Origin of the sequence: Nocardioides sp. (assembly GCF_029937575.1) — a bacterium.
Classification (GTDB): domain Bacteria; phylum Actinomycetota; class Actinomycetes; order Propionibacteriales; family Nocardioidaceae; genus Nocardioides.
Map to the genome: position 1 here is coordinate 1 of NZ_JAPYPS010000060.1, position 24,801 is coordinate 24,801.

The following is a 24,801-nucleotide window of genomic DNA, read 5'->3' on the forward strand; positions in this document are numbered from 1 at the left end:
GCCGGGGCCCCTGGTGGCCCGGGCCCGGGAGGCCGCGCGCTCGGGCCGCCGGACACGGACCTGGGTGGCCGGTCTCGCGGCCGCCTCCGTCGCGGCGGCGGCCGTCGTCGGCGCCCAGGTGGCCCGGGACGACGAGCCGGCGCCGCAGGTGAGCGACGGGTCGACGTCTCCGAGTCCGTCGGTGAGCGCGACCCCCGCGCCCGAGCCTGGGGGGAACACCCGCACCGAGTACTACCGGGGCGTGCAGGTCGACGTGCCGGCCGACTGGGGATGGGGGAGCAGTCCGGTGCTGTGCGGAGTGACCCCCATCGGCGAGCCGTACGTCGGTCGTCCGATCCCCGCGACCGACGCCTGCGGCCCAGCGGTCTTCGATGCGGTGCCGACGGCGCCGTACGTCTGGCTGGGCGCCGACGTGGCGATCGGATCCGTCGACCTTGGTGAGGGCTGGATCCAGGAGACCGTGGCCGTCGACGGGACCACCGTGACGGTGGCGACGCAGGAGGCGCGACAACGCAACGCGATCCTGGGCTCGGCAGCGACGCAGGACCTGTGTCCGGCAGTTCTCGTGGGCACGCCCGGACCGACGTACGAGAACACGGTCGAGGGGCTCGGTGCCTTCGTCGACGCCGAGGTGTGCGCCTATCGTCGCGGCGGCCCCGCGAACCTCGAGCTCGTCTACGCGGCCAAGCTCACCGGAGGCGAGGCCGAGACGACCTTCGTCGCGGTGGCGGACGCTGCACCCATCGAGGGTGACCTCGACTGTGGCAACGACGAGGTCGTCACGGTGGCCGCGCGGTACCGCGACGACTTCGGACCACCGGAGGTCCTTCTCAACCGCAGCGCCGTGTTCGTGTTCGGCGGTTGCGGGGTCATCGACCGCGGCGCGTTCGACCAGGAGGTGACCACTCATCGGGTCACCGAGGCGAGCGTGAGGCCCTGGGCGTCCGACGGGGCACTGCGGCACATCCTGACCGGCCCCTTCGACCAGTGGGCCTACGAGTACTTCATCGGCGTCCAGGGCTGAGCCGGTGCTCGAGTCGCGTCAGCGCTGGTCCTGACGCTTGACCACGACCTCGCGCAGGATCAGCAGGATCGCGGCGGCCGTCGGGATCGCGAGGAGGGCGCCGACTACCCCGAGCAGGGCTGCGCCGATGAGGGCGGCGATCACGGTGACCGCGCCGGGCACGTCGACCGAGCGCTTCATCACGCGTGGGTAGATCACGTAGTTCTCGACCTGCTGGTAGACGACGTAGAAGATGATGCAGATGACGCCGGTCTGGATGTCGGTGGCGAACGCGATCGCGGTCACGATCACCGCACCGATCGTGGCGCCGATCATCGGGATGACGTCGAGCAGGGCGACCACGAAGGCCAACGCGACGGCGTACTCGCCGAGGCCGACGGCGAAGAGGAAGACCAGCGAGGAGACCCCGGCGGCCGAGGCCACGATGAAGGCACCGGAGACGTAGCCGCCGATGTTGCGGATCACGCGGTCGCCGAGCTTGGTGACCCGCTCGCGACGCGAGGCCGGGGCCAGGTCGTAGAAGGCGCCCTTGGTGATCTCGAGGGAGGCGAGGAAGTAGAGCGTCAGGACGATGACGATGAAGGCGTTGAAAAGGACCGACAGGACCTGGAGCCCCAGGCCGAGGGCGCCACCGAAGAGACCGCTGATGAAGTCCCCGTCGGCGACGTAGTCCTCGATCTTCTTGATGATGCCGTACTCGTCGTTGAGGTCCCTGACCTTCTGGTTCTCCTGGAGCTGGTCGAGCCAACCGGGCACGTTGGCGGTCAGCGAGGCGACCTGGTCGGTGATCACCGGCACGATCGCGACCACGAAGAGCGCGACGGCGCCCAGCGCCGCCACGATCACCACGCCGACCGACCAGGAACGTCTCAGGCCGCGCCGCTCGAAGAACTCGACCGCCGGGTTGAGCCCCGCGGCGAGGAACAGTGCGACCACGACGAGGAGCAGCACGGAGCCGATGCCGACGACGGCCTGGAAGAGGAACCAGGCGAGCAGGGCACCGAGGGCGCCGACGAAGCCGATGTAGAACGGGTTGCGTCGCGAGAACGGCGCACCCGGCTCGCCGAGGTCGTCGGCCGGCGTGAAGATGCCGACGGACTCGTGGTCGTGGTGCTCCGCGCGTTCCTGCTGCTCCTCGGCAGACGTGACCCGGTCCGCCTCGACGGCATCCGGGTCGTGGCTCAACTCTCGTCCTCGGCGAACCCGGCGACCACGTCGCGCAGCGAGGCCAGCTGGGCCGTGATGGCGTCGCGCCGCTTGACCAGGCGGTCGAGGTCGGCCTTGGTGGCCGCGATCTCGCGCTGGGCCGCGTCGTCGCCGGCGGTCGTGATCTGCTCGGCCTTGTGGTTGGCCGCAGCTACGATCTGCTCGGCCTCGCGGCGCGCACGGTTCAGCAGGGCCTCGGACTCGGTCGTGGCCGCACTGCGGTTGGCGTTGGCCTGCTGGGTGGCGGCGGTGGCGCGGTCCTCGGCGGCGGCGGCGCGCTGCTCGGCCTCCTCGACCAGACGCTTGGTCTCCGCGACGGCGGTGTTGTGGTGGTCGGTGGCCTCGCGGGCCAGGCGCTCCTTCTCCACGGCGAGGGTACGGCGGGCCTCCTGCACCTCGCGGTCGGCCGCGGCGCGGGCCTGCTCGACCTCACGCTGGGCGCCGGTGCGCATCTCGGAGCTCTCCTGCTGGGCGGCGAGTCGGATCTGGTCGGCCTCGCGCTTGGCTGCGGCAACCAGGTCGGTGGCCTCACCCTGGGCCAGGGCCCGCTCCTGCTCGGCATCGGCAACCATCCGAGACCGGGTCTCGTCCAGCTCGCGGAGCTGGACGACCTTCATGTCCTCGATCTCACGGGCGGCGTCCGAGCGGATGGCGCGGCCGTCGCGCTCGGCCTGGGCGCGGATCTCGGAGGCGTCACGCTGGGCGACCTCGCGGATCTCGTCGGCCTCCTCCTCGGCCAGGCGCAGCATGGTGCTGGCGCGACCGCCGAGGCCGGCGTACGACGGCGACTTCATCTCCGCGAGGTCCTGCTTGGCCTGCTCGAGGCGCTCCTCCAGCTCGAGGACGCGCGTCTCGGAGTCGGTCAGGCTGGCGCTGAGCCCGGCCTTCTCGCTGCTCAGCTGGTGGATCCGGGCATCGACCGTCGCCCGGTCGTAGCCGTTGCGACGGACGACGGGGAACGAGTCGGTACCGGCGGGGGCGGGGGCGCCCGGTCGAGCAGCGGGAGACCCTCCGGCGGGTCGCTGGCCCTGTCCCGGCGGGGGCAGCACGGGACGGGACTGGCTCGGCCGGCCTGGCGTGAAGCTCTGTGCTGCCGGCTGCTTGTCGACCGCAGGGATCACCTGGGTGGACTCGGTGTCAGGCGACGACGACTTCTTCTCGCCTCCTGAGGTGGGGGACTCGTCGGGCTCCTCGTCGAAGATGGACAGGCCCTGGTCACTCATGAAGTGGTCCTCGTATCGGTCGGGGGGTGGCGTTCGCAATGATCCCCGATGACACCAACCGATCCCACCCCGGGTGGATGAAATCTCGCTGTGGATCTCCCCGGAGTGGGACCGGTCGCGCGGGTGCGCTGGTTCAGACGCCGCGGAAGCGGTTGATGGCGGCTTCGTGCTGGGCGCGGAGCTCGTGGTTGCGGACCCCGAGACCTTCCTCGGGGGCCAGGCACAGGACGCCGACCTTGCCCTGGTGCTTGTTGTGGTGCACGTCGAGTGCGGCCTGGCCCACCTGGTCGAGGGTGTAGGTGCGCGACAGGGTCGGGTGGATCTTCCCCTGGGCGATGAGACGGTTGGCCTCGAACGCCTCGCGGTAGTTGGCGAAGTGGGAGGAGACGATGCGCTTGAGGTTCATCCACAGGTAGCGGTTGTCGTACTCGTGCATGAAGCCGGTGGTCGAGGCGCAGGTGGTGATCGTGCCGCCCTTGCGGGTCACGTAGACCGAGGCGCCGAAGGTCTCGCGGCCCGGGTGCTCGAAGACGATGTCGATGTCCTCGCCGCCGGTGAGCTCACGGATCCTCTTGCCGAGGCGCTGCCACTCCTTGGGGTTCTGCTCGGTGTTGTCCTCGTTCCAGAACTTCCAGTCCTCCTCCGAGCGGTTGATCACCATCTCCGCGCCCATCGAGCGCACGATCTTGGCCTTCTCCTCGTTGGAGACCACGCAGATCGGGTTGGCGCCGCCGTTGAGGGCGTACTGCGTCGCGAAGCCGCCCAGGCCGCCGGAGGCGCCCCAGATCAGGACGTTGTCGCCCTGCTTCATCTGGCCGGCGTTCTTCGAGACCAGCTGGCGGTAGGCGGTGGCGTTGACCAGGCCTGGTGAGGCGGCCTCCTCCCAGGTCAGGTGGTCGGGCTTGGGCAGCAGCTGGTTGGACTTGACCAGCGCGATGTGGGCCAGGCCGCCGAAGTTGGTCTCGAAGCCCCAGATCCGCTGCTGCGGGTCCATCATCGTGTCGTCGTGGCCGGCGGGGTCCTCGAGCTCGACCGAGAGGCAGTGGGCCACGACCTCGATGCCGGGCTTCCACTTGGTGACCCCGGGACCGGTCGCCAGCACGACGCCGGACAGGTCGGAGCCGACGACGTGGTAGGGCAGGTCATGGCGCTTGGTGAGCTCGGAGAGGCGGCCGTAGCGCTCGAGGAACCCGAAGGTGGAGACGGGCTCGAAGATCGAGGTCCACACGGTGTTGTAGTTGATCGCCGAGGCCATCACGGCCACGTAGGCCTCGCCGGGGCCGAGCTCGGGCAGCGCGACGTCCTCGACGTGCAGCGACTTGCGGGGGTCCTTGTCACGCGACGCGACGCCCTCGAACATCCCGGCCTCGTCCTTGTGGACCGTCACCGCACGGTAGGACTCGGGCAGGGCGAGGTTCGCGAAGTCCTCGGTCGTGGCGTCGCCGGCCTGGCCGGCCTGGATGGCGTCAAGGATGTGCTGCACGAGTCATGTCTCCTAGCGAGTGGCGAGCAGAGTGGTGATGGATCGCGCCGAAAGATACCGGTGGGTAACCGCGGCTGGGGCCGAGTGTGCCGGACGTCTCAGTGTCTGTCAGGCACCCCAGGCGTCTCGGGGACGTCGTCAGTGCGCCGCGGCGGGCTCGACGAGCTCGACGAGGATCCCGCCGGCATCCTTGGGGTGCACGAAGTTGATCCGGGAGTCGCTGGTGCCGCGCTTGGGGGCGTCGTACAGCATCCGCAGCCCGCGCTCGCGCAGGATGGCCGAGACCTGCTCGACGTCGGTGACCCGGTAGGCCACCTGCTGGCAGCCGGGGCCGTTGCGGTCGATGTACTTGGCAATGGTGGAGGTCTCGTCGATCGGCGCGAGCAGCTGCACGCACGACGTCGAGTCACCCACCGCCATCATCGCCTCGCGCACACCCTGCTCCTCGTTGACCTCCTGGTGCGCCACCGTCATGCCGAAGGTGTCGCGGTAGAAGGCGATCGCCTCGTCGAGATCGGGCACGGCCATCCCGACGTGATCGATCGCGGTGAACAGGTGCTCAGGAATCTGCAGGTCGCTCATGGCGACATCGTCCACTCCGCTGTGACCGCGGGACAAGCTGTCTCACCACGAGGATCCGGGACGGTTGTGACATGTGCCTCAGTGGGTGCTCGACGGACACCCTCGCCGCCCAGGTGACTCGTGGGTAGTCTCGGTCGAACTCACCCGAACTTTCAGTGGAGGCAGCATGTCCGGAACCGTCATCGTCGCCGGGGCCCGTACCCCCATCGGTCGCCTGCTCGGCGGCTTCAAGGGTCTCTCGGCCGCGGACCTGGGTGGCGTCGCCATCAAGGGTGCGCTCGAGAAGGCCGGGGTCACCGGCGACCAGGTCGAGTACCTGATCATGGGCCAGGTCATCCTCGCGGGCGCCGGACAGAATCCCGCACGTACGGCGGGCATCGCCGCCGGGCTGCCGCTGTCGCTGCCCTCGATCACCATCAACAAGGTGTGCCTGTCCGGCCTGAACGCCATCGCCACCGCCGACCAGATGATCCGCGCCGGCGAGGCCGAGATCATCGTGGCCGGCGGCATGGAGTCGATGACCCAGGCCCCGCACCTGTTGCCCAAGTCCCGTGAGGGCTTCAAGTACGGCGACACCACGTTGGTCGACTCGATGGCCTACGACGCGCTCTTCGACCAGGCGACCCAGCAGGCGATGGGTGCCCTGACCGAGCAGTGCAACGCTGCCGGCACCAAGCTCAGCCGCGAGGAGCAGGACGAGTTCGCTGCCGCCTCGCACCAGAAGGCCGCGGCCGGCTGGAAGAACGGCGTCTTCGACGACGAGGTCGTCCCGGTCTCGATCCCGCAGCGCAAGGGCGACCCGGTCGTCGTCAGCCAGGACGAGGGCGTGCGCGGCGACACCACTGCCGAGTCCCTCTCCGGCCTGCGCCCGGCCTTCTCGAAGGACGGCACCATCACCGCGGCCTCCTCCTCGCAGATCTCCGACGGCGCCTGCGCCGTGGTCGTGATGAGCAAGGCCAAGGCGGAGGAGCTCGGCCTGGAGTGGCTGGCCGAGATCGGCGCCCACGGCATGGTCGCCGGCCCCGACTCGACGCTGCAGATGCAGCCGGCCAACGCCACCGCCAAGGCGTGCGCCAAGGAGGGCATCGACCCCAAGGACCTCGACCTGGTCGAGTTCAACGAGGCGTTCGCGGCAGTCGGCATCGAGTCGGCCCGTTCACTGGGTCTCGATGAGTCGAAGGTCAACGTCAACGGCGGGGCCATCGCGCTCGGCCACCCGGTCGGCATGTCCGGTGCGCGGGTCGTGCTGCACCTCGCTCTCGAGCTCAAGCGTCGCGGCGGCGGCACGGGCGCTGCTGCCCTGTGCGGCGGCGGTGGCCAGGGTGACGCCCTGATCGTGAAGGTTCCCTCTGCCTGAGCAGTCCGGGTCCCGGCGTCGCGGTGCGACGTCGGTCCCCGAGCTCGTCGCGTCCGCCCGTGCCGGTGAGGCACGGGCGGTCGCGCGCCTGATCTCGCTCGTGGAGGACGAGTCGCCGCTGCTGCGCGAGGTGACGGCTGCTCTGGCGCCGCACACCGGCCATGCCCACGTCATCGGGTTGACCGGATCTCCCGGCGTCGGCAAGTCGACGTCGACCGATGCGCTCATCCGTGCCTTGCGCCAGGAGGGTCGCCGGGTGGGCGTCCTGGCGATCGACCCGTCGTCCCCGTTCTCCGGCGGCGCGCTCCTCGGCGACCGGGTCCGGATGGGTGACCACGCCACTGACGACGGCGTCTACATCCGCTCCATGGCCGCGCGCGGCCATCTGGGCGGCCTGTCGTGGTCGACCCCGCAGGCGATGCGGGTGCTCGACGCGGCCGGCTTCGACGTCGTCCTGGTCGAGACTGTAGGAGTCGGGCAGAGCGAGGTGGAGGTCGCCGGGCTCGCCGACACCACCGTCGTCCTGCTCGCGCCCGGCATGGGCGACGGGATCCAGGCCGCCAAGGCCGGCATCCTCGAGATCGGCGACGTGTACGTCGTCAACAAGGCAGACCGCGAGGGTGCCGACCAGGTCGCTCGCGACCTCCGCGGGATGCTCAGCCTCGGTGACCGGCGCGACGGCGGGTGGCAACAGCCGATCCTCAAGACCGTGGCGCAGGTGGGTGAGGGTGTCCCAGAGGTCGTCTCCGCCCTGGACGAGCACCGGGCGTGGCTGGAGTCCTCCGGGCAGCTGGCGCGTCGCCGCACGCGCCGGGCACGCGCCGAGATCGAGGCCATCGCAGTGGCGGCGTTGCGTCGGAGGTGGGCGGTCGTGGGCGAGCATGACGAGCTCGACCACCTTGCGGCTGCGGTCGTCGACGGCAGCAGCGACCCGTACGCGGCGGCGGACCGGCTGCTCGGGGTCGTCAGCGGCTGATCGACGGAGGTGCGCCAGGACACGTCTGTCCTCGGTCACCCGAGACGGGGGGACTGCTGGACGACGCCCACCCGCGGCGGGTGTGTAACCTCCCTCGGGTGGACACGTGGCATCTCGCGGACTTCCCGTTGGAGCCCCAGGACGCGCCCACGTTGGCGGAGGTCGCCGGGGCCCTGCTGACGAAGGTCGAGCGCGGTCCGCTGCGGATCTACGGGCGTCCCAACCGCTACATCAAGGGTGCGGTGTACGACGCGAAGCGCGAGCTGGTGGTCGAGTCGCAGAAGGCCGTGGTGTCCGACTACCCCTGGGTGGCGGCCGATCCGGCCAAGCTGGCCAACCGGGGCAGCGTCAAACGAACCCTGCGCGGACGCTGGCTCTACGGCGGACACTGGATGCAGCACTTCGGGCACTTCCTCATCGAGACGCTGCCCACCCTGTGGCCCGACCCGGCGGGCCTCGACGGACTCGTGTTCCACAAGTACCACCGGATGCCTGCCTCGGTGGAGCCGTGGATGCAGCGCGCCCTCGACCTCGTCGGGATGGGTGGGCTGCCGGTCGACGTCGTCGGGACGGGCTCGGGAGTGATCAAGGTCGAGAACCTCGTGATCCCGGGACGCCCGGTCGTTCCGGGCGGCTGGGCACACCCTCAGGCACGTGACGTGTGGATGCGACTCGGCAGCCAGTTCGTCGACCCCTCGGCCCCGCGGCGCGTCTTCCTCTCGCGCACCCGGTTCAACGCCGCGCGCGACGCGTCCGGGGAGGTGACCGGGACCAAGGCACGCAGGACGAGCCCCGAGCGCGACCGAGAGCTGGATCGGGTGTTCTCCGATGCCGGCTTCGCCGTCGTCTCGCCCGAGGAGCTGCCGATCGACGAGCAGTTCCGGCTGTTTGCCAACGCGCAGGTCCTGGCTGGTTGCTCCGGTTCGGCGTTGCACATGTCGGCCTTCGCCCCGGACGGGGCCAAGGTGATCGAGGTGGGCGACAGCCGCAACGCCGACCGGCCGCAGCGCACCCAGCTGGTCATCGACGCTCTGTGTGAGCATCGGCGCCTCTTCGTCTCCGCGGGTGCCTCGGCGTCGAGCATCTCCGAGACGCTGAGCCGTCTCGACCCGTCGCACTGACGGCGACCGCGTCAGCCACCGTCGCGAACGTCGAGGGCGCGCTGCGTCGCCGCGGCCGTGTCGAGAGTCAGCTGCTCCAGACGGTCGATGCTGCGCGGCGAGTTGCCGCGCACGTAGGCCATGGTGGTCACGACGACCGTGACGTTGTCGTCGGTCACCTGAGCGCGGGCGACGGCGCGCACCGCGGCGGGGTCCCCGGGGATGCCCACCTGGGAGTAGACCTTCAGGGAGCCGTCGGTCCACCAGCCCTCGATGGCCTCCTCGTTCGTGCGGACGGGTCGGCCGAGCATGGGGAAGACCTCCGCATGAGGCCCCTGCAGTGCATACAGCTCGGCAACGCGGGCGAGCCCTTCCGCCCCGTTGGCCGCGTAGAGGTCGACGATGAGCTGCCCGCCGTCGATCGGAGTGGTACGCGCCTGGTAGTCGAGCTCACCGCGCGCCCAGCAAACGGCCCGAGCGCCCAGCTCGGACTCGTGGTAGGAGTCCTTGACGGCGGAGGCGTCCAGGCGCCACCCGGCTCCCTGCACCAGTGCGTGCATCGGCACCCGCTCGCAGACGGTCTCGTGCAACGTCCACGGCAGCACGGGCGGTGCCGCCACCTCGGGTCGAGAGCACGCGGCGGCGACGAGCGCGACGAGCGCGACGAGGCCTACCGCGCCACGACGGTCCCTCACAGTCCACGCCCACTGGTCTCGTGAAAGAAGCCGGGCCCCGGGGCGAGGTCGGGCTGTCGCGGAAGCCACAAGCCGACCCGAGACGGACTCGCCGCCCCGGTCCCTGCCCCGACCTCCAGGGACGCGATGGTCTCGCGCATCGAGCGCGCGTGGTCGTGGGACTCGTCGTACCCATGGTGAACGGTGCCGACCACGGCATGGACGTGCTGCAGCAGTCGAGTGTGGACCTCTCGCGCCGAGCCTGCGGTGATCGTCGCCGCCTCGCCGACATCGGCAGGCACCTGCGAGGCGGCGTAGCCCAGCACGTAGGAGATCGTGCCGAGTGTGGCCGCAGCAGCGCCTGCGACAGGGAAGATCACCGCGCCGACGACACCCGTCACCGCCGTCAGCAGCGCGAGGGTGCTGGCCGCCGAGGGGCCGCGGTTGCTCTGGTGGCGTTGGTGCAGCTGGTCACGCGTCACCTCGATCGCACACCCGACGAGGTTGGTCAGGCTCTGCTGACCGAGGTCGTTCACGGCCTTGAGGTGAGCGGTGAGGCTGGTCAGGTAGTCGATGGCCCACAGGTGGTTGGCGCGGATCTGCACCAACGGCTCGTAGAAGCCGTCGAAGAACGCGTCCGCCGCGTCGCCCTCCCAGTCGGCTCCTTCGTTGCGCAGCCCGGCGAAGTCGTCCTGGAAGGACACGTCGAGCGTCAGGTAGAGCTCCACCAGGAGCCCCGCCACCGAGCGGAGCTCGCTCGACCGGACGGTCAGCAGCGGATCGACGAGCTGGTCCAGGGTCGACCGCGCTGCTTCCCGGAAGGCCTGTGCCTCGACACCCGCCTCGGAGAGGAACCCCATGTCGATCGGCCCCAGGCCGGGGTGCGGGGCCGGCAACCCCAGGCGCTGGGTGGGGTAGGCGTCCGGCGCCGACCCGAGGGGTTGGCCGGTGGTGTCGTAGTAGTGCACCTCGAACGGCTCGGTGCGACCCACGGTCATCGGCCGGGCGCCCTGCACGAAGCCCGGCGAGGGGGTCAGGCACCCGTGCGCCTCGAGACCGTCGAGGACGATGTCGATCTCGAGAAGCTCGGCCAGCAGGTCGTAGAGCTCGTCGAGGTCGTGGCGCAGCTGCGTGGCGCAGAACGTGTCGCGCATCTCAGCCACCGTCCTGCCGCGGGCCGCCGGGCACCACGGGCGCGATGCCGGCCTCGGCCAGGCGCTCGTCCATGGTCGCGTCATCGAGGATGTCGCCGGACCGACAACCGATCGGGTCGCCGGGAGCCGGTGGGGGAGACCACCGCGCAGCAGAGGCGAGCAGGTGCCGGTGCTCGCGCGCCAGGCGTCGGAACGCGTCGCCGGCCCCCTCGTCGGTGCGGCGGAAGTCGTCGGCGAGCTCCACGAGCGCCTCGCCTGTGCGGTGCAGCCGGTGAGCGGTCACGCGTGCGGCGTCGTAGGCCTGCTCGGCCTGTGCCGCCACGGCCCACCCTCCGGATCGGCCGAGGCGCGAGGCGATGCCGCTGAGCAGGCCGTGGACGTGGTGGAGCTCGGTGGCTGCGTGCGAGTAGAGCTCCGCGAGGTCGGGGAAGGCGACGTGTCCGGCCTCGTGGAGCTCGTAGACGTCGGCTCCGAAGCGGGTGCCCGAGCCGAGGTCGCGGTCGTGGTGGCGCTGCGACGTCGTGGTGGTGGTCATCGTGTGCTCCTCCCGAGAGGGACGGCCCGAGTGCCGTCGCCACGATGATCGACGTACGTCGTCGCGCCGGCAACCGGCCTGGAGCACGCCTGTGGACAAGCGACTGCGCGACGCATGGGCGCGACACGGACGTCTCGCCAGTGGTGATGGCCCACACCTGGGCCGCCAGACGCGACAAGATGACCCGATGCTGCCGTTCGACCCGATCGACGAAGCCGCTCGCCAGTGGGGCGAGCGGTGGGGTGGTGTTCCGGCGATGCACGCTGCGACGTCGCTGATGCGCGTCCAGCAGCTGGTCATCGGTCGCCTGGACACGATCCTCAAGCCGCACGACCTGAGCTTCGCCCGCTACGAGGCGCTCGTCCTGCTGACGTTCTCGTCGCGCGGCTCGCTGCCGCTCGGCAAGATGGGCGAACGGCTCCAGGTGCATCCCACGTCGGTCACCTCGATCGTGCAGCGTCTGGTCGCCCAGGACCTCGTCGTACGACGCCAGCACCCCGACGACAAGCGGCTCGTGCTGGCCGAGATCACCCCGGCCGGCCGTGAGCTCGTCGAGCGGGCGACCTCGGACCTCGTGGCCGCCGACTTCGGGCTCGACGCGCTGGGTGAGCCCGAGCGGGCCAGCCTCTCCGAGCTGCTCCGGCCGATCCGCAGCGTGGCCGGCGACTTCTGATCGACTCACTCGGAGTGAACCTCCGCGAGCCTGGGTAGGACTCCGCCGAGCGAGGAGGCCACCATGTACGGAGACACGCAGGTGATCAGGCGCCAGGCCGATCGGATGGACGAGCGCGCGGTCGACCTGCGCGCCCACGGTCGTGCCCTGGTGGCGGCTGCAGACGCCAGCGGCTGGGTCTCGCTGTCGGGAGACCGGATGAAGGCGAGGGTCGCCGAGCGACGCGCCGGCCTGGACGCCACGGCGGCCGCCTACGAGGAGGCCGCCGCCAAGCTGCGCCAGCACGCGAAGGAGGTCGAGGAGCTCAAGCACCTGATCTCGCTCATCGAGGACAAGGTGCGCGGCTTGATCTCGGGAGCGGTGGACCGGCTCAAGGACTTCGCGGGAGACGTTGTCGACGGGGTGGTCGGGGGAGTCAAGAGCGTCTTCGGGGGTGGCGACGAGCCGTCGCCCGACGACCAGCGGCTCGCCTCCTACGCCCCACCGCCGCCGGGCGACAAGGCGTGGCTCGACGTGCCCGACGACCTGGGGGTGCGGGTCTGATGGCGCCTCGCGTGGAGCTCTCGACCGCCACCGAGACCCGACCCGACCCGCTCCCGGTGGTCGTGCGGCTGAGCCTCGCCGAGCTCACGGTGCTGTCCGATCGGCTGGGGGGCGTCGAGCTTCCGTTCGACCTCACTGGTGCCGACACCGGCCGGGACTCCTCTGACCAGGAGGACCGGCTGGAGGAGCGGCTGTCGGGCGGAGCCCCCTCCGCGGGCCAGCGTGCTCGCAACCGCCTGGCCGCAGCCCGGGCCAGCGCCCGCGAACGACCGCAGGAGATCGGCCTCCGACTGTCCGAGCTGGGACTCGTGGACGGCGGCGGGACCCCCGTGCACGACGTCGTCGCCGCGTTCGGGGTGCTCGCCGGACCGGAGGCGCTGCTGGTGCTCGACCTCGCTGTCACCCGCCGGGCGGGGGAGGACCGCCTGCGCTCGTGGTTCGCCGTGGTCGGCTCCCAGGTGGTCCAGCTCTCGACGGCTTCCGGCCTCACCTTCGAGCTCGCCTGGTACGACGTCGCGCACCTGCCCGGCGCCCTGGCGCGCGCCGCGACGGTGGAGGACGATTCCGCCGGGGCCGGTGGGCCGGCGAGTCCGCTCGCGCTGCCCTTCGAGCTCTTCAGCGACGGCACCGAGGCCGTGCGTCGCGGCCGGGAGGACCTGCTCGCTGAGCTGGTCAGGATCGCGCCGACCGCGACCTACCTCGCCGGTGAGGAGGTCCCGGCCGACGAGGTCGCCCCGCTGGTGACCTCGCTCGAGCAGGCGTCCTGCGGCCGCCTGAGAGTCCTCGTCTCCGCAGCGCAACCGGACGCCGTACGCCGGACGGCGGGGGTGGTCAGCTGGCTGCGCGTGGGCGACGGGTGGCGTTCGCTCACACCGGTGACCCGCGACGGCGTGCCGGTCGTCGAGATCGCCGTCGTCACGCCGCGTGACCTGGCTCGCGCGGTCTCGCCGGTGCTGGCGCAGGTCCTGCGATGACCGGCCCCTCCGGTCCGCCGATCGTGTCGGTCACCGGCGGCGCCGACGGGATCGAGGCGAACTACACCGACATCGAGCACCTTGCCTCGCTCTTCGACGATGCCGGGGACCGCCTGCGCCACGACGCCTGGGAGGACAAGGGCCTGGCGATCAACGGCGACCTGCTCGAGTCCTCGATCCTCTCGCCGGGAAGCTTCGCCGACGCCGAGGGGGCGGTGATCGCAGCGACCATCGGGCCCCACGGGCTGGCGTTCCGCGCCGTTGGGATGGAGGCCGACGCGCTGAGCATGCAGGTCTCGGTGAGCTTGCTCCGAGCCAGCGACGACCTCTCGCGCCAGGCGATGGAGGTGCTCGACTACGGTGCCGGCTACCTGCTGGGGGCATCCCTCCCGCTGCTCGGACTGGCCGGGCTCCTGGGTGGCACGGCCCTGATCCTCAGCAACCCGGCACTCGCGGCCTACCTGGCCGCGAACCCCGCGGCGCGCGATGCGCTGCTCGACGAGGCCGTCGAGAACCTCGAGGGGTTCCTGGAGGACCATCCGGACCTCGTGCAGCACCTGATCAACGGAGGGGGAGGCCTGATCGACGGCCTGCTGGGCGACCTACCGCCGGCCGCGCGCGAGGCACTGCTCGACGAGCTCGGCCTCGAGTCCTTCCACGGCACCACCAACGACGCCGCCGGAGACCTGGCCGGGCTGTTCGGCGACACCGATGTCTCCGTGACGCCGGGGGCCGTGGACCCGCGCGACCTGTCGGCCCCCGGATCGCTCGAGCAGCTGTTGGACAACCTCGGTCTCACCAACACGGGCGCTGACGGCGAGATCGACATCCAACGGATCGGGGAGGGCGACGACGCCCGCTACATCGTCAACCTCCCCGGCACCGACAGCTGGGGCGACGACGCCGGGGACGCCCGTGACCTCACCGGCAACCTCCAGCTGGTGGCGGGGCAGGACACCGCCTACACCCGCGGGATCATGGAGGCGATGGCCGCGGCCGGCATCCCGCCAGGGGCGCCGGTGATGCTCGTCGGCCACTCCCAGGGAGGGATGGCGGCCGCGCACCTGGCCGCGGACCCCGACTTCCAGGGTGGGTACGACGTGCAGCACGTCGTCACCGCCGGCTCACCCACTGCCCAGGTGCCGCACGTCCCGTCGAACACGCAGCTGCTCTCCCTGGAGAACTCCGGGGACCTGGTCCCCCTCACCGACGGCGAGGACAACCCGGACGAGCCCAACCGCACGACCGTGGTCTTCGACGGTCGCACCGGCTCGATCGGCGAGAATCACTCGATGGACACCTACGCCGCCGGCGGAGCAGCCGTGGACGCGTCCGACGATCCGTCGATCAACCACGAGCTGGACGCCCTGCGCGAGGACGGCTTCCTCGGCAGCGACGACCCGGCCAGCACCCAGAGCTACACGATCGTGCGGGAACCATGACGACGAGCAGGAAGCGTGCGTCTCGGCTCCTCGTGGCCGCAGCCCCTGCCCTCGTGGTGGTCGTGGTGCTGAGTGGTTGCCAGAGCGACGCGGGGGACGCCTCCCAGGCGGGGGAGGGCCTTCCCGACTGCAGTGCGTCCGAGTGCTCCGACGAGGTGGCTGCCCTGGCGGACGAGCTCAGGTCGCTCCCGGGCGTTGCTGCCCTGGACGTCTCCTACCGAGAGGAGCAGGTCACCAACGGAGCCAGCGTCATCGGCAGCCTGGAGGTCGACGACGGCACTGCCTGCGCCGACCTCGAGGACGACCTCGGGCGGTTGCTGTGGCAGTCCAGCGTCAGCCCCGTCACCTCGGTCAACCTGCGCTGCTACCTCCCCGGCGCGTCCGGCTCGGACTACGAGACGGCCAAGTACGCGTTCGTGCTCAAGGACGAGACCGACCTGACGCAGGCCTGGGGTCCGCGCGGAGGCTGATCCCCGCACCGCGCCGTGGTGGCCGGTCTCCTAGGATCGGACCCATGACGCAGCAGCCGTTCAACCGCCCTGGCGCGATCGACCTCTCAGCCCTGAAGCGACCTGCCCAGCCGGCGCCCACCGGTGCCGGCGGAGCGCCGGGTGGTGCCGGTGGCGCCGGCCCGTCGTCGTACGCCGTGGACGTCACCGCGGAGAACTTCCAGAACGTCATCGAGATGTCGATGACCGCTCCGGTGCTGATCGTGTTGTTCTCGCGCTCGCGGATGCCGGAGAGCGGACGTCTGGCCGACGACCTCGCAACCTTGTCGGGCGAGTTCGAGGGCAAGTTCGTGGCCGGCCTCGTCGACGTCGACGTCGCACCGCAGATCGCCCAGGCGATGCAGGTCGAGTCGATCCCGCTGGTGGTCGCGGTCATCGACGGTCGACCCGCGCCGCTCTTCCAGGATGCGGTCGGCATCGACGAGTTGCGCACGGCACTGACCCAGGTGATGCAGCAGCTGGCGACGCAGGGCATGACCGGGCGGCACCAGCCGTTGGGCGCGGCCCCGGTCGAGGACGACGACGCCGAGCCGCAGAGCGACCCCCGCTACGCCGCGGCCGAGGACGCCCTGGCCCGCAACGACCTGGACGCTGCGGTCACCGAGTACCAGAAGCTGGTCACCGCCAACCCGGCCGACACCGAGGCAGCCGCCGGCCTGGCGATGGCAACGGTCCTGCAGCGCACGCAGGGCGTGGACCTCGACGCCGCACGCGCGGACGCCGCCGACCGTCCCGATGACGTCGACGCCCAGACCTTGGTCGCCGACCTCGACCTGCTCGGCGGTGACGTCGAGGACGCCTTCGGGCGCTTGATCGAGCTGGTCCGACGCAGCGCCGGCAAGGACAAGGACAAGGCGCGCGAGCACCTGCTCGGCCTCTTCGCGGCCGTCGGCAACGACGACGAGCGAGTGCTCAAGGGCCGGCAGTCGCTGGCCTCGGCGCTCTACTGACGCGCACCTGGCTCGCGGTCCGATCGGGGTGATGGGCGTGGCGCGTGGGTGACCTCCTCCACGGTGCCGGCTACCTCCGGCGCGGGTGGTCGTTCGTTCGGGCGCGTCCTCGTCTGCTGCTCCTCGGGATGCTGCCGGCGCTGATCGTCTTCGCCGTGCTGGGCTCGGGCTTCGTCCTGCTCCTGCTCAACGTCGGCGACGTGGCCGCCTGGGCCACGCCCTTTGCCGACGACTGGGCGGGTCTTCTGCGCTCGCTGGTGCGGGTGCTGCTCGCGCTCGCTGTGCTCGTCGGCGCGCTGATGTTGTCCTCAGCGCTCTTCGTCGGCTTGACGCTCACCCTGGGGGACCCCTTCTACGAACGGATCTGGCGTGCGACCGAGGCCTCGTTCGGTGGTCCGGTCCCCGATCACGGGGTCGGCTTCTGGCGCTCGCTGCGTGACGCCCTGCGGCTGGTCGTGGTGGGCCTGGGCTTCTCGGTCCTCGTCCTGCTCAGTGGGTTGGTGCCCGTCGTCGGTCCGGTGGCCGGGATCGTGCTCGGAGTGGTCTTCTCGGGTCGCTTGCTCGCCCGTGAGCTGCTGGGACGACCGCTCGGAGCCCGTGGACTGGACGACGCCGGACAGCGTGCGGCGGCGTCCTCCCACCGCTCCACCGTGCTCGGCTTCGGGATCGCCACCCAGGTCTGCTTCCTGGTGCCGCTGGGTGGCGTGCTCGTGATGCCGGCGGCCGTGGCGGGCGCCACGATCCTGGCTCGCGAGGAGCTACAGATCGGGTGACCGGAGTCGCCGGTCGGCAGCTGCCGGTCAGGACGACTCGACGACGGCGTGTCGGCGACCCCACACGGCGAGGGCGTCCACGACCGCCACCAGGTCGCGGCCGGAGTCGGTCAATCGGTAGTCCCAGCGCACGGGCGACGATTGGTAGGCCGAGCGCTCGACCACGCCGGCTTCCTGCAGGCTGCGCAGCCGGGCGGCGATCCGGTCGCGCGGAGCGCCGGTGCCCGCGACGATGTCGCCGAACCGAGTGATGCCGAAGGAGAGCTCACGCACGACGAGCAGGGCCCAGCGCTCGCCGACCAGCTCGAGCGCGGCCGCTGCGGGGCAGGGGCGACCCGGGAGCCGGGTCGGATCGATCCTGACGGTCGTGGGTGTCGTCATGGGTGTAGCGTCCCCCTCATGAGTTTGGAATCCAAACCTACACCGTTGGTGGCCGTCTCGCTCGGCACGGCCCTGGTGCTGGTGACCTACGTGACCCCGATCGTGTCGGTGCCCCTCACCGCGGTCGACCTGGACGCCGGCGCGGGCTCGAGGGCCTGGATCCTGAGCTCGATGAGTGTCGGGCTGGCGGCGGCGCTGCTGGTCTCCGGCGTCATCGGTGACACCATCGGGCGGCGTCGGATCTACGACCTGGGGTTGTTGCTCCTGGCTGCGGGAGCAGTCACGTGCGCGACGGCGTGGGCGCCGTGGGTCGTAGTCGCCGGCCGCTCGGTGCAGGGCGTCGGGGGCGCCGCGATCCTGGCGTGCGGACTGTCGCTGCTGGCGGTGCACTTCGCCCCCGGGCCACCGCGAGTGCATGCAACTGCCATCTGGGGGGCCAGCGTGGGACTCGGGATCGCCCTCGGCTCGGTGACCGCGGCCGCCGTGGGCGAGATCGGGACCGGTTGGCGCGAGACGTACGCCGTCACGGCGGTGCTCTCCCTCGCTCTGCTGCCGCTGGGGCGCGCCGTACCGGAGTCCCGAGCCGAGGAGCCGCGGCCGATCGACGTACCCGGCCTGGTGCTGCTCGTCGTCGGGATGACCCTTCTGGTCTCGGCGGTGACCGAGGTCCGCAACGGATTCGGGGCGGTGACCGTGGGGCTCCTCGTGGCCGCCCTGGTGTGCCTGACGGCGTACGGCGTCGTCGAGCAGCGGGTCTCGGCGCCGCTCGTGGAGCCCTCGTTGCTGCTGCGTCCCGGGTTTCTCGCCGCCACGCTCGGCTCGCTGACGCTCGGGCTGAGCATGATCGGCGTCGCGTCCTTCGTCCCGACGGTCCTGCAGGTCGGCCTCGGGCACGGCATCTGGACGGCCAGCCTGGTGCCGGCCGTGTGGGCGGTCGTCAGCGTGGTGACCTCGCTCCTCCTGCGGCTGTTGCCGTTCCCGATCGCGGGGCCCCGCGACATCTCCCTGGTGCTGGTGCTCGTCGCGCTCGGCCAGTGCCTGGGGCTGGGGCTCACCGAGGAATCCGGCGTCTGGCGGCTGGTGGTGATGATGGGTGTCGCCGGGATCGGGACCGGTGTGCTCAACGCCGTGCTCGGTCGTGAGTCGGTCGCCAACGTCCCGGCCGACCGTTCGGCCATGGGCAGCGGAGCCAACAACACCGCCCGCTACCTGGGCGCGGCGATCGGCATCACGTTGTTCGTCACGATCGCCACCCATGCGGGCGACTCGCTCGTCGCCGGGTGGAACATCGCCCTCGGCGTGGCGATCGTGCTGTGTCTGGCGGGGGCGGGGGCCATCGCGATCGTCGGGTCCCGGATGGCCCGACCGGAGGACGTCGCTACCGGCTGAGTGCCGAGACGACCGCGGCCACGGCCGGTGAGGACCGCATCGTCCGGCGGTGCACGGCCACGACGTCGCGGGTGGGCACCGGGTCGTGCACCGGGACGGCGACCAGGTCGCACCCGAGGGCGGCGCGCCCCAGCCGGGGCACGAGGGCGATGCCCAGTCCGGCGCGGACCAGGGCCAGGTGGGACTCGTACTCCAGGGACTCGTGAGCAATCCGCGGACGGCGACCGGTGCCGTCGTACATCCGGCTGAGCCACTGACGACAGATCGTGCCGTCGGGTGTGGCGACCCAGCCCTCGTCGACGAGGTCGTGCGGACGGAGGCGCGCTGCCGCAGCGAGCGGGTGATCGGCGTGGACGATGACGTCCGCCACGTCGCAGGCCACCGAGGTGCGCACCAGGTGGTCGGGCAGGTCCAGCGCGACATCGCCCCAGGTGTGGACGAGTCCCACCTCCAGGCGACCGTCGGCGACCAGCGCGACGGTGTCCCAGGGCTCGCGCTCGACCAGCGAGATCCGCAGGTCGGGGTGACGCGCGTGGAGGTCGCGCACGACAGGTGCGACCAGGCCGCGCATCGCGGTCGAGAAGGCCGCGAGGCGCAGGTGACCGACGACGTGCTCGGCGCGCCGGTGGAGGTCGGCCTCGACCTGCTCGAGGTCGCTCAGCAGCCGGATGCCGGCATCGACGAGGTGGCGACCGTGACCGGTCAGGATGACGCCGCGGCCGACCCGCTCGAGCAGGGGTACGCCGGTCTGCCGTTCCAGGCGCTTGACCTGCTGGGAGACCGCGCTGGGCGTGAAGCCGAGCGACGCGGCCGCAGCGACGACGGATCCGTGCGTGTCCACGGCTCGCAGGGAGCTCAACGCCTCGAGGTCAATCATGCAGTGATGCTACCGAGAAGCATGCAGAATGCATCGCTGGTGCTTCACGGTGTTGGCGGACAGGATGGCGGCATGGATCGCCGGGACTCACTGCTCGCCGCCCTGGTCGCCTCGATCTGGGGACTCAACTTCGTCGCCATCGACTGGGGGATGCGCGACGTGGACCCGCTGATCTTCGTGGCCGTGCGCTTCGTCGTGGTGCTGGTGCCCGCCCTGTTCCTGGTGCCCCGGCCCCACCTGCCCTGGTCCACGATCCTGGCCGTGGGCGCGTTCATGTCGCTGGGCCAGTTCGGCTTCCTCTACGTCGCCATGGACGCCGGGATGCCGCCCGGCCTGGCTGCCCTCGTGCTCCAGGCCCAGGTGATCTTCACGGTGGTGATCGCCGCCGGGGTGCTGCGCGAGCTGCCGACCGCGCAGCAGGCCGCGGGCGTGCTGATCGGCTCCGTCGGGCTCGTCGTCGTGGGCCTGGGCCGGGGCGGAGACGTGCCTCTCGTCGCACTGGCCCTGTGCTTGCTCGGCGCCCTGTCGTGGGGCGTGGGCAACGTCGTCTCGCGCTCGTCGGGTGCCACCGGAGGCCTGGCGCTCACCGTGTGGTCGGCACTGGTGGTGCCGCTGCCCCTGGTGGGCTTGTCCCTCGTGCTCGACGGCCCCCAGGGGCTCGTGGACAGCGCAACAGCCTTCGGGTGGGAGGCGGCCATGTCGACGCTCTACACCGCGGGGCTCGCCTCGCTCGTCGGCTACGGGATCTTCAACACCCTGCTCTCGCGCAACCCGTCGGCTGCGGTCGTCCCGTGGGTCCTGCTCGCACCCGTCGTCGCGATGGCGTCGGCGTGGGTGCTGCTCGGTCAGCAGCCCAACGTGGCCGAGGCCGGAGGAGGGCTCGTGATGATCTCAGGAGTCCTGGTCGCCCTCCGCCCTCCGGCCAGGACTACCGGTGGGTCGGCGCCTACGGGCGCCGACCCACCGTGCGAGGCCGACGCGACAGCAGCAGGTGGTCAGGTCAGCAGGTCAGCATCTCGGCGAGGATCTCGTTCGCTTCGGCGCTGATGTCGGGGTCGCCCTCGAGACCCGCGTCGACCATGGCGCCGGCGTCGTCGTCGGACAACTTGTCGGCTTGCTCGCGGATACAGTCGGAGTCCGGCTCGGCGCCGGCATCCTCGGCGGCCTTGATGACGATGTCGGCGACTTCGTCCTGATCGCTGGAGCCGCCGCCGCAGCCGACGAGAGCGACGCTGACGACGAGTGCGGTGATGAGGTGCTTCTTCATGGGTGTGTCTCCTGTGGTGAGGGTTGGGGCACTGGATGCTGGGTGAGGGACGCTCGGCTCAGTCGCCATCGATCATCGGCAGCACGATGGCCTCGAGCGCTCCGGGCGATCCCATCAGGATCACGTGACTGCGACTGCCGGGGGAGCCGGAGAGCTCGAAGGGACCGCCCACCGGCGCTGCACTGCAGTCCTGATCGGGCTGGTCGTGCAGGGTGAAGGACCTCGTCGTGTCGAGTGCGAACGCCGGGGTCTGGTTCCCCCCGATCAACACGTTGTCGCCCCCGACGGGGGACACGCAGCCGTCGACGTCGTCGCCGCCGAGTCGGAGCCCGAAGTCCGCCTCCGTGACGGCGATCGCGGTGACGACCGCCAGCGTCGCGTCGGGATCGGCAGCGGGCATGGCATTCGCGCTGTCCTGGCCTGGATCCGGTGTCTCCCAGAGGTCGAAGGCGCTGGAGCGGCCGGAGAACGGGTCGTCGTGGAGCACTGCGGTGTAGGTCAGTCCCTGCTCGGGGGAGGTTGCCGTCAGGTTGGCGATGAAGTGGTCGCAGGTGGTCACGCAGGTCGCGTCTCCTGCTCCTGCTTCGGTCACGACGAAGCTGCCGCCCTCGGGCGGCGCGACGAAGTCGCTGACTGCTCCCGGCTCCAAGCCGGTCAGGACGGGGAACGCCTCGACCAGCCCGGTGGAGCGGACATACACGTCGACGGGTCGTTCCAGCGCGTTGACCGCTCGGAACGCGGCCGGTCCCGGGTCGTAGGAGGCTTCCGCGACCGGGCCTGCTGTGGGACCTGCTGTGGGGCCCGCTGTGGGGCCTGCTGTGGGTGGCGCGCTGGACGCCGTGTCACCTGCGCCGGGGTCGCTGCTCGCGGGAGTCGCGTCGTCCCCACCGCCGCACGCGGAGAGCGTCATGGCCGCGGCGACGAGCGACACCCAGCTGTGCCGGGACCTGCGTCGGTGGGCGGGGTGGTCGGTGTCGGTGATCATGATTCTCCCATGTGGTGGAGCGACGCGCGGGCCACCGGTAGGGCCACCGAAGGGACCTGCGTCGCGACATTACGTTACATCGTTCCGGTACATCGTAACGAAATGACCCCAAGCGTGTCCTTCTGTCGGGTGAGGTTGCACACTGGGGCGGTGGCCCGCCCTCGTGATCCGGATCTGGATCGCCGCATCCTCGCGTCGTTCCGGGAGCTCGCCGAGCGCGACGGAGTCGCGAGCGTCAGCATCACGGCGGTCGCCGAGAGATCGGGCGTGAGTCGCCCGGCCATCTACCGACGCTGGCGAAGCCGAGCCGCGCTGGCGATCGAGGCCCAGACCGACCGCATCACTGACGACGGGTTCGTCGATCGAGGCTCACTCCGTCTCGAGCTGACCGACGCGGTTCAGCGCCTGGCCGCATCCATGTCCGCCGTCGATCGCTCCTTGGGCGGCCCGGTGATGGCGCAGATGATCACGGACGAGGCGTTCGCCGCCAAGGTCTGGGAGCGCCGCTGGGGGCCCGACATCGAACGGATGGAAGTCATGTGGGCGCGCGCCGTGGAGCGAGATGAGGTCCGCCCCGAGGTCGACGGTCGAGCGCTCATGGACCAGGTGGTTGCCATGTGCATCTATCAGGTGGCGCTCTCACATCGTCAGTTCGGCGAGGACGAGGTCGAACAGTTCATCGACCGCCTCCTGCACGGAGTCCTCCGCACCTGACGCGGCTCGATCGCTCCATTGTCGGGAGCACTCGAGGCCGAGGCGGATCAACGGCCCGACTCGGTGTACGCCGGCCCCGCGCCGTCGACGCCAGGGGAGGCGTTGCGCAGCGCGGCCGCGACGCGTCGGGCCGTGAAGTCGGCGGCGCGATCAGCGACCTCGGCCGCCGTGAGGAACGCCGCCGAGCGGATCTCGCGCTCCTGCTCGACGATCCGCTCCACGATGGACGGGTCGTGGGGGCCGCCGTCGAAGACGAGGCAGAGCGCGTCGTCCCAGCCGCCCCACGGGGGGAGCCAGTCGGTGAGGAGCAGGCGTCCGGTGGGGAGGGTGAGCGAGAGCTCCTCCTCGACCTCGCGGGCGACCGCCTCCTGAGGCGACTCGCCGACCTCGACCACGCCGCCGGGCAGGTCCCAGTCCTGCTTGTAGGTGAGCTGACACAGCAGCACCCGCGGCTCGGGCTCGGTGGTGTCACGGATGAGCATCTGGCTGATGGCGCGCTTGCGCGGCAGGAACGAGTTGAGCAACGCGCGGAAACCACCGGGCTCGTGCACCGGGGTGTCACTGGCCAGACGGGCGTAGACGACCAGGTCGCCATCGACCCCGCGCATGATTCCCTCGCGCCGCATCCCCGACCACGTCGCGGTGCGCTGACCGGTCTCGTCGTCGACGGCCACGTGCGCCTCGACCCGCTGGTGGTCGACGAGCGCGGCGGCGACCTCACGCCGTACGACATCGACGTTCTCGTCCTTCACCCACGCGATCCGGGCAACGCCCTCGCCCAGCGGCGTCACGGTCGTCGGCTGCTCGCTCACGCGACCACCCTACGGACCCGCCCGAGGGCGGGAGGGGCGAGGCCGATCAGGTGTCCTTGCGCAGCCACACCGTGGCGAGCGGGGGTACGACGATGTCGGCGCGCGCCGGCATCGAGCCGTGCTCGCCCTCGACGGCCAGCACCGACCCGAGGTTGCCGACACCCGAGCCGCCGTACGGCGCCGCGTCGGTGTTGAGGACCTCCTGCCACAGGCCCGCCGACGGCAGGCCCAAGCGGTAGGAGTCATGAGGGACCGACGCGAAGTTCGTCACGCACACCAGGTCGGGCTCCCCGTCGCTGCGGCGCAGGAACGAGTAGGTGTTGCGACCGGCGTCGTCGGCGTCGATCCACTGGAAGCCGGCTGCAGACCTGTCCTCGGCCCAGGCCGCCGGCGAGGCGACGTAGGCGGCGTTGAGGTCGCGCACCAGGCCGTGCAGACCGCGGTGCTCGGGGTGCTCGAGCAGCCACCAGTCGAGCTCGCGGGACTCGGCCCACTCCGACTCCTGGCCGATCTCGCAGCCCATGAAGAGCAGCTGCTTGCCGGGGTGGGCCCACATGAAGGCGTAGTAGGCGCGCAGCGAGGCCAGCTGCTGCCAGCGGTCGCCGGGCATCTTGCGCAGCAGTGACCCCTTGCCGTGCACGACCTCGTCGTGCGAGAGCGGCAGGACGAAGTTCTCGGTCCAGGCGTAGGTGATCGAGAACGTCAGGTCGTGGTGGTGCCACTGCCGGTGGACGGGCTCGCGCGCCAGGTAGTCGAGGGTGTCGTGCATCCAGCCCATGTTCCACTTGAAGCCGAAGCCGAGCCCGCCGGCCGACGTGGGGCCTGAGACCGCCGGCCAGGAGGTGGACTCCTCGGCGATCGTCACCACGCCGGGCACGCGTCGGTAGACGGTGGCGTTCATCTCCTGCAGGAACTGCACGGCCTCGAGGTTCTCCCGGCCGCCGTGCTTGTTGGGCGACCACTCGCCCTCCTTGCGGGCGTAGTCGAGGTAGAGCATCGAGGCGACCCCGTCGACGCGCAGGCCGTCGGCGTGGAACTCCTCGAGCCAGTAGAGCGCGTTGGCGTAGAGGAAGTTGCGGACCTCGTGGCGTCCGAAGTTGAAGATGTGGCTGCCCCACTCCTGGTGCCAGCCGCGCTGTGGGTTGGGGTCCTCGTAGAGGGGGGTGCCGTCGAAGCGGGCCAGGGCCCACTCGTCGGT

Annotated in this window: 27 protein-coding genes; 14 read left to right on the plus strand and 13 right to left on the minus strand. The window is 70.9% G+C overall.

Features of this window, described 5'->3' with window-relative positions; translation table 11 throughout:
* Positions 1-1,024, plus strand: a 1,024-nt coding sequence (locus tag Q1K33_RS16405) for a hypothetical protein (RefSeq protein ID WP_300405806.1), incomplete at its 5' end; no start/stop codon positions are given.
* Between the two features lie 18 nt (positions 1,025-1,042).
* Here the strand turns inward: Q1K33_RS16405 and Q1K33_RS16410 are convergent.
* From Q1K33_RS16410 to mce, 4 genes are all read right to left on the minus strand, one after another.
* Positions 1,043-2,209, minus strand: a complete 1,167-nt coding sequence (locus tag Q1K33_RS16410) for an AI-2E family transporter (RefSeq protein ID WP_300405807.1) — start codon at positions 2,207-2,209, stop codon at positions 1,043-1,045.
* Positions 2,206-3,453: a hypothetical protein gene (locus Q1K33_RS16415; protein WP_300405808.1), complete on the minus strand. Its 1,248-nt coding sequence runs from the start codon at positions 3,451-3,453 to the stop codon at positions 2,206-2,208. The genes Q1K33_RS16410 and Q1K33_RS16415 overlap by 4 nt, the downstream gene beginning before the upstream one ends.
* 133 nt (positions 3,454-3,586) lie before the next feature.
* Entirely contained in the window at positions 3,587-4,936 is a 1,350-nt protein-coding gene (gene ccrA / locus Q1K33_RS16420; RefSeq protein ID WP_300405809.1) for a crotonyl-CoA carboxylase/reductase, read from the minus strand.
* A gap of 138 nt (positions 4,937-5,074) precedes the next feature.
* Entirely contained in the window at positions 5,075-5,518 is a 444-nt protein-coding gene (gene mce / locus Q1K33_RS16425; protein ID WP_300405810.1) for a methylmalonyl-CoA epimerase, read from the minus strand.
* Positions 5,519-5,684: 166 nt separating this feature from the next.
* Here mce and Q1K33_RS16430 point away from each other — a divergent pair, with 166 nt between their 5' ends.
* The 3 genes from Q1K33_RS16430 (at position 5,685) to Q1K33_RS16440 (ending at position 8,972) form a co-directional block, all read left to right on the plus strand.
* On the plus strand, positions 5,685-6,875 hold the full coding sequence (locus Q1K33_RS16430; protein ID WP_300405811.1) for an acetyl-CoA C-acetyltransferase: 1,191 nt from the start codon (positions 5,685-5,687) through the stop codon (positions 6,873-6,875).
* Positions 6,868-7,851 carry a methylmalonyl Co-A mutase-associated GTPase MeaB gene (gene meaB, locus Q1K33_RS16435; RefSeq protein WP_300405832.1) on the plus strand — a complete coding sequence of 328 codons (984 nt, stop codon included), beginning with the start codon at positions 6,868-6,870 and terminating at the stop codon, positions 7,849-7,851. Before Q1K33_RS16430 ends, meaB begins: the two co-directional genes overlap by 8 nt.
* A 98-nt stretch (positions 7,852-7,949) precedes the next feature.
* Positions 7,950-8,972 carry a glycosyltransferase 61 family protein gene (locus Q1K33_RS16440; RefSeq protein ID WP_300405812.1) on the plus strand — a complete coding sequence of 341 codons (1,023 nt, stop codon included), beginning with the start codon at positions 7,950-7,952 and terminating at the stop codon, positions 8,970-8,972.
* Between the two features lie 11 nt (positions 8,973-8,983).
* Here the strand turns inward: Q1K33_RS16440 and Q1K33_RS16445 are convergent, their stop codons facing one another.
* From Q1K33_RS16445 to Q1K33_RS16455, 3 genes are read right to left on the minus strand one after another with little or no spacing between them, the layout of a single operon-like run.
* The gene (locus Q1K33_RS16445; RefSeq protein ID WP_300405813.1) at positions 8,984-9,646 is read right to left on the minus strand and encodes a hypothetical protein; all 663 of its coding nucleotides are present in this window, start codon (positions 9,644-9,646) and stop codon (positions 8,984-8,986) included.
* Positions 9,643-10,779 carry a hypothetical protein gene (locus Q1K33_RS16450; RefSeq protein WP_300405814.1) on the minus strand — a complete coding sequence of 379 codons (1,137 nt, stop codon included), beginning with the start codon at positions 10,777-10,779 and terminating at the stop codon, positions 9,643-9,645. The genes Q1K33_RS16445 and Q1K33_RS16450 overlap by 4 nt, the downstream gene beginning before the upstream one ends.
* A 1-nt stretch (position 10,780) precedes the next feature.
* Entirely contained in the window at positions 10,781-11,314 is a 534-nt protein-coding gene (locus Q1K33_RS16455) for a hypothetical protein (protein WP_300405815.1), read from the minus strand.
* A 187-nt stretch (positions 11,315-11,501) separates the two neighbouring features.
* On the opposite strand from Q1K33_RS16455, the gene Q1K33_RS16460 reads away from it, so the two are divergent.
* The 7 genes from Q1K33_RS16460 to Q1K33_RS16490 all read left to right on the plus strand — a co-directional run bounded on the left by Q1K33_RS16460 (position 11,502) and on the right by Q1K33_RS16490 (position 17,178).
* A complete protein-coding gene (locus Q1K33_RS16460; RefSeq protein ID WP_300405816.1) occupies positions 11,502-11,987 on the plus strand; it encodes a MarR family transcriptional regulator in 486 nt (161 codons plus the stop codon).
* A 63-nt stretch (positions 11,988-12,050) separates the two neighbouring features.
* The gene (locus Q1K33_RS16465; protein ID WP_300405817.1) at positions 12,051-12,530 is read left to right on the plus strand and encodes a hypothetical protein; all 480 of its coding nucleotides are present in this window, start codon (positions 12,051-12,053) and stop codon (positions 12,528-12,530) included.
* An 11-nt stretch (positions 12,531-12,541) separates the two neighbouring features.
* Positions 12,542-13,504 carry a hypothetical protein gene (locus Q1K33_RS16470; protein ID WP_300405818.1) on the plus strand — a complete coding sequence of 321 codons (963 nt, stop codon included), beginning with the start codon at positions 12,542-12,544 and terminating at the stop codon, positions 13,502-13,504.
* On the plus strand, positions 13,501-14,946 hold the full coding sequence (locus Q1K33_RS16475; RefSeq protein WP_300405819.1) for a hypothetical protein: 1,446 nt from the start codon (positions 13,501-13,503) through the stop codon (positions 14,944-14,946). Before Q1K33_RS16470 ends, Q1K33_RS16475 begins: the two co-directional genes overlap by 4 nt.
* The gene (locus Q1K33_RS16480) at positions 14,943-15,416 is read left to right on the plus strand and encodes a hypothetical protein (RefSeq protein ID WP_300405820.1); all 474 of its coding nucleotides are present in this window, start codon (positions 14,943-14,945) and stop codon (positions 15,414-15,416) included. Before Q1K33_RS16475 ends, Q1K33_RS16480 begins: the two co-directional genes overlap by 4 nt.
* A 44-nt stretch (positions 15,417-15,460) precedes the next feature.
* Positions 15,461-16,405 (plus strand): tetratricopeptide repeat protein, encoded by a 945-nt coding sequence (locus Q1K33_RS16485; RefSeq protein ID WP_300405821.1) that lies wholly within the window; start codon positions 15,461-15,463, stop codon positions 16,403-16,405.
* 44 nt (positions 16,406-16,449) lie between these two features.
* Positions 16,450-17,178: an EI24 domain-containing protein gene (locus tag Q1K33_RS16490; protein WP_300405822.1), complete on the plus strand. Its 729-nt coding sequence runs from the start codon at positions 16,450-16,452 to the stop codon at positions 17,176-17,178.
* Between the two features lie 27 nt (positions 17,179-17,205).
* Here the strand turns inward: Q1K33_RS16490 and Q1K33_RS16495 are convergent, their stop codons facing one another.
* The gene (locus tag Q1K33_RS16495) at positions 17,206-17,559 is read right to left on the minus strand and encodes a helix-turn-helix domain-containing protein (protein ID WP_300405823.1); all 354 of its coding nucleotides are present in this window, start codon (positions 17,557-17,559) and stop codon (positions 17,206-17,208) included.
* Positions 17,560-17,577: 18 nt separating this feature from the next.
* On the opposite strand from Q1K33_RS16495, the gene Q1K33_RS16500 reads away from it, so the two are divergent.
* Positions 17,578-18,948: an MFS transporter gene (locus tag Q1K33_RS16500; protein WP_300405824.1), complete on the plus strand. Its 1,371-nt coding sequence runs from the start codon at positions 17,578-17,580 to the stop codon at positions 18,946-18,948.
* On the opposite strand, the gene Q1K33_RS16505 is transcribed toward Q1K33_RS16500, so the two are convergent.
* Positions 18,938-19,825, minus strand: a complete 888-nt coding sequence (locus Q1K33_RS16505; RefSeq protein ID WP_300405825.1) for a LysR family transcriptional regulator — start codon at positions 19,823-19,825, stop codon at positions 18,938-18,940. The two genes, Q1K33_RS16500 and Q1K33_RS16505, sit on opposite strands and share 11 nt — an antisense overlap.
* Before the next feature lie 72 nt (positions 19,826-19,897).
* Between Q1K33_RS16505 and Q1K33_RS16510 the strand changes: the two genes are divergently transcribed.
* Complete coding sequence (locus tag Q1K33_RS16510) at positions 19,898-20,872, plus strand: EamA family transporter (protein ID WP_300405826.1); 975 nt, start codon at positions 19,898-19,900, stop codon at positions 20,870-20,872.
* On the opposite strand, the gene Q1K33_RS16515 is transcribed toward Q1K33_RS16510, so the two are convergent.
* Together Q1K33_RS16515 and Q1K33_RS16520 are read right to left on the minus strand one after the other, a co-directional pair.
* Entirely contained in the window at positions 20,826-21,092 is a 267-nt protein-coding gene (locus Q1K33_RS16515) for a hypothetical protein (protein WP_300405827.1), read from the minus strand. The two genes, Q1K33_RS16510 and Q1K33_RS16515, sit on opposite strands and share 47 nt — an antisense overlap.
* A 58-nt stretch (positions 21,093-21,150) precedes the next feature.
* A complete protein-coding gene (locus Q1K33_RS16520; protein ID WP_300405828.1) occupies positions 21,151-22,077 on the minus strand; it encodes a hypothetical protein in 927 nt (308 codons plus the stop codon).
* A 150-nt stretch (positions 22,078-22,227) separates the two neighbouring features.
* Between Q1K33_RS16520 and Q1K33_RS16525 the strand changes: the two genes are divergently transcribed.
* On the plus strand, positions 22,228-22,791 hold the full coding sequence (locus tag Q1K33_RS16525) for a TetR/AcrR family transcriptional regulator (RefSeq protein WP_300405829.1): 564 nt from the start codon (positions 22,228-22,230) through the stop codon (positions 22,789-22,791).
* A 47-nt stretch (positions 22,792-22,838) separates the two neighbouring features.
* On the opposite strand, the gene Q1K33_RS16530 is transcribed toward Q1K33_RS16525, so the two are convergent.
* Both Q1K33_RS16530 and glgB read right to left on the minus strand, forming a co-directional pair.
* The gene (locus Q1K33_RS16530) at positions 22,839-23,603 is read right to left on the minus strand and encodes an NUDIX domain-containing protein (RefSeq protein WP_300405830.1); all 765 of its coding nucleotides are present in this window, start codon (positions 23,601-23,603) and stop codon (positions 22,839-22,841) included.
* A 46-nt stretch (positions 23,604-23,649) separates the two neighbouring features.
* Positions 23,650-24,801 (minus strand): 1,4-alpha-glucan branching enzyme (gene glgB, locus Q1K33_RS16535; protein ID WP_300405831.1); only part of this gene is annotated, 1,152 nt, incomplete at its 5' end.

What these genes read in the sequence shown, in the direction of transcription:
- Q1K33_RS16415 (WP_300405808.1), bottom strand. Translation starts at nt 3,453, where the DNA reads ATGAGTGACCAGGGCCTGTCCATCTTCGACGAGGAGCCCGACGAGTCC.
- mce (WP_300405810.1), bottom strand. Translation starts at nt 5,518, where the DNA reads ATGAGCGACCTGCAGATTCCTGAGCACCTGTTCACCGCGATCGATCAC.
- Q1K33_RS16430 (WP_300405811.1), top strand. Translation starts at nt 5,685, where the DNA reads ATGTCCGGAACCGTCATCGTCGCCGGGGCCCGTACCCCCATCGGTCGC.
- Q1K33_RS16450 (WP_300405814.1), bottom strand. Translation starts at nt 10,779, where the DNA reads ATGCGCGACACGTTCTGCGCCACGCAGCTGCGCCACGACCTCGACGAG.
- Q1K33_RS16455 (WP_300405815.1), bottom strand. Translation starts at nt 11,314, where the DNA reads ATGACCACCACCACGACGTCGCAGCGCCACCACGACCGCGACCTCGGC.
- Q1K33_RS16460 (WP_300405816.1), top strand. Translation starts at nt 11,502, where the DNA reads ATGCTGCCGTTCGACCCGATCGACGAAGCCGCTCGCCAGTGGGGCGAG.
- Q1K33_RS16465 (WP_300405817.1), top strand. Translation starts at nt 12,051, where the DNA reads ATGTACGGAGACACGCAGGTGATCAGGCGCCAGGCCGATCGGATGGAC.
- Q1K33_RS16475 (WP_300405819.1), top strand. Translation starts at nt 13,501, where the DNA reads ATGACCGGCCCCTCCGGTCCGCCGATCGTGTCGGTCACCGGCGGCGCC.
- Q1K33_RS16480 (WP_300405820.1), top strand. Translation starts at nt 14,943, where the DNA reads ATGACGACGAGCAGGAAGCGTGCGTCTCGGCTCCTCGTGGCCGCAGCC.
- Q1K33_RS16485 (WP_300405821.1), top strand. Translation starts at nt 15,461, where the DNA reads ATGACGCAGCAGCCGTTCAACCGCCCTGGCGCGATCGACCTCTCAGCC.
- Q1K33_RS16495 (WP_300405823.1), bottom strand. Translation starts at nt 17,559, where the DNA reads ATGACGACACCCACGACCGTCAGGATCGATCCGACCCGGCTCCCGGGT.
- Q1K33_RS16500 (WP_300405824.1), top strand. Translation starts at nt 17,578, where the DNA reads ATGAGTTTGGAATCCAAACCTACACCGTTGGTGGCCGTCTCGCTCGGC.
- Q1K33_RS16505 (WP_300405825.1), bottom strand. Translation starts at nt 19,825, where the DNA reads ATGATTGACCTCGAGGCGTTGAGCTCCCTGCGAGCCGTGGACACGCAC.
- Q1K33_RS16510 (WP_300405826.1), top strand. Translation starts at nt 19,898, where the DNA reads ATGGATCGCCGGGACTCACTGCTCGCCGCCCTGGTCGCCTCGATCTGG.
- Q1K33_RS16515 (WP_300405827.1), bottom strand. Translation starts at nt 21,092, where the DNA reads ATGAAGAAGCACCTCATCACCGCACTCGTCGTCAGCGTCGCTCTCGTC.
- Q1K33_RS16520 (WP_300405828.1), bottom strand. Translation starts at nt 22,077, where the DNA reads ATGATCACCGACACCGACCACCCCGCCCACCGACGCAGGTCCCGGCAC.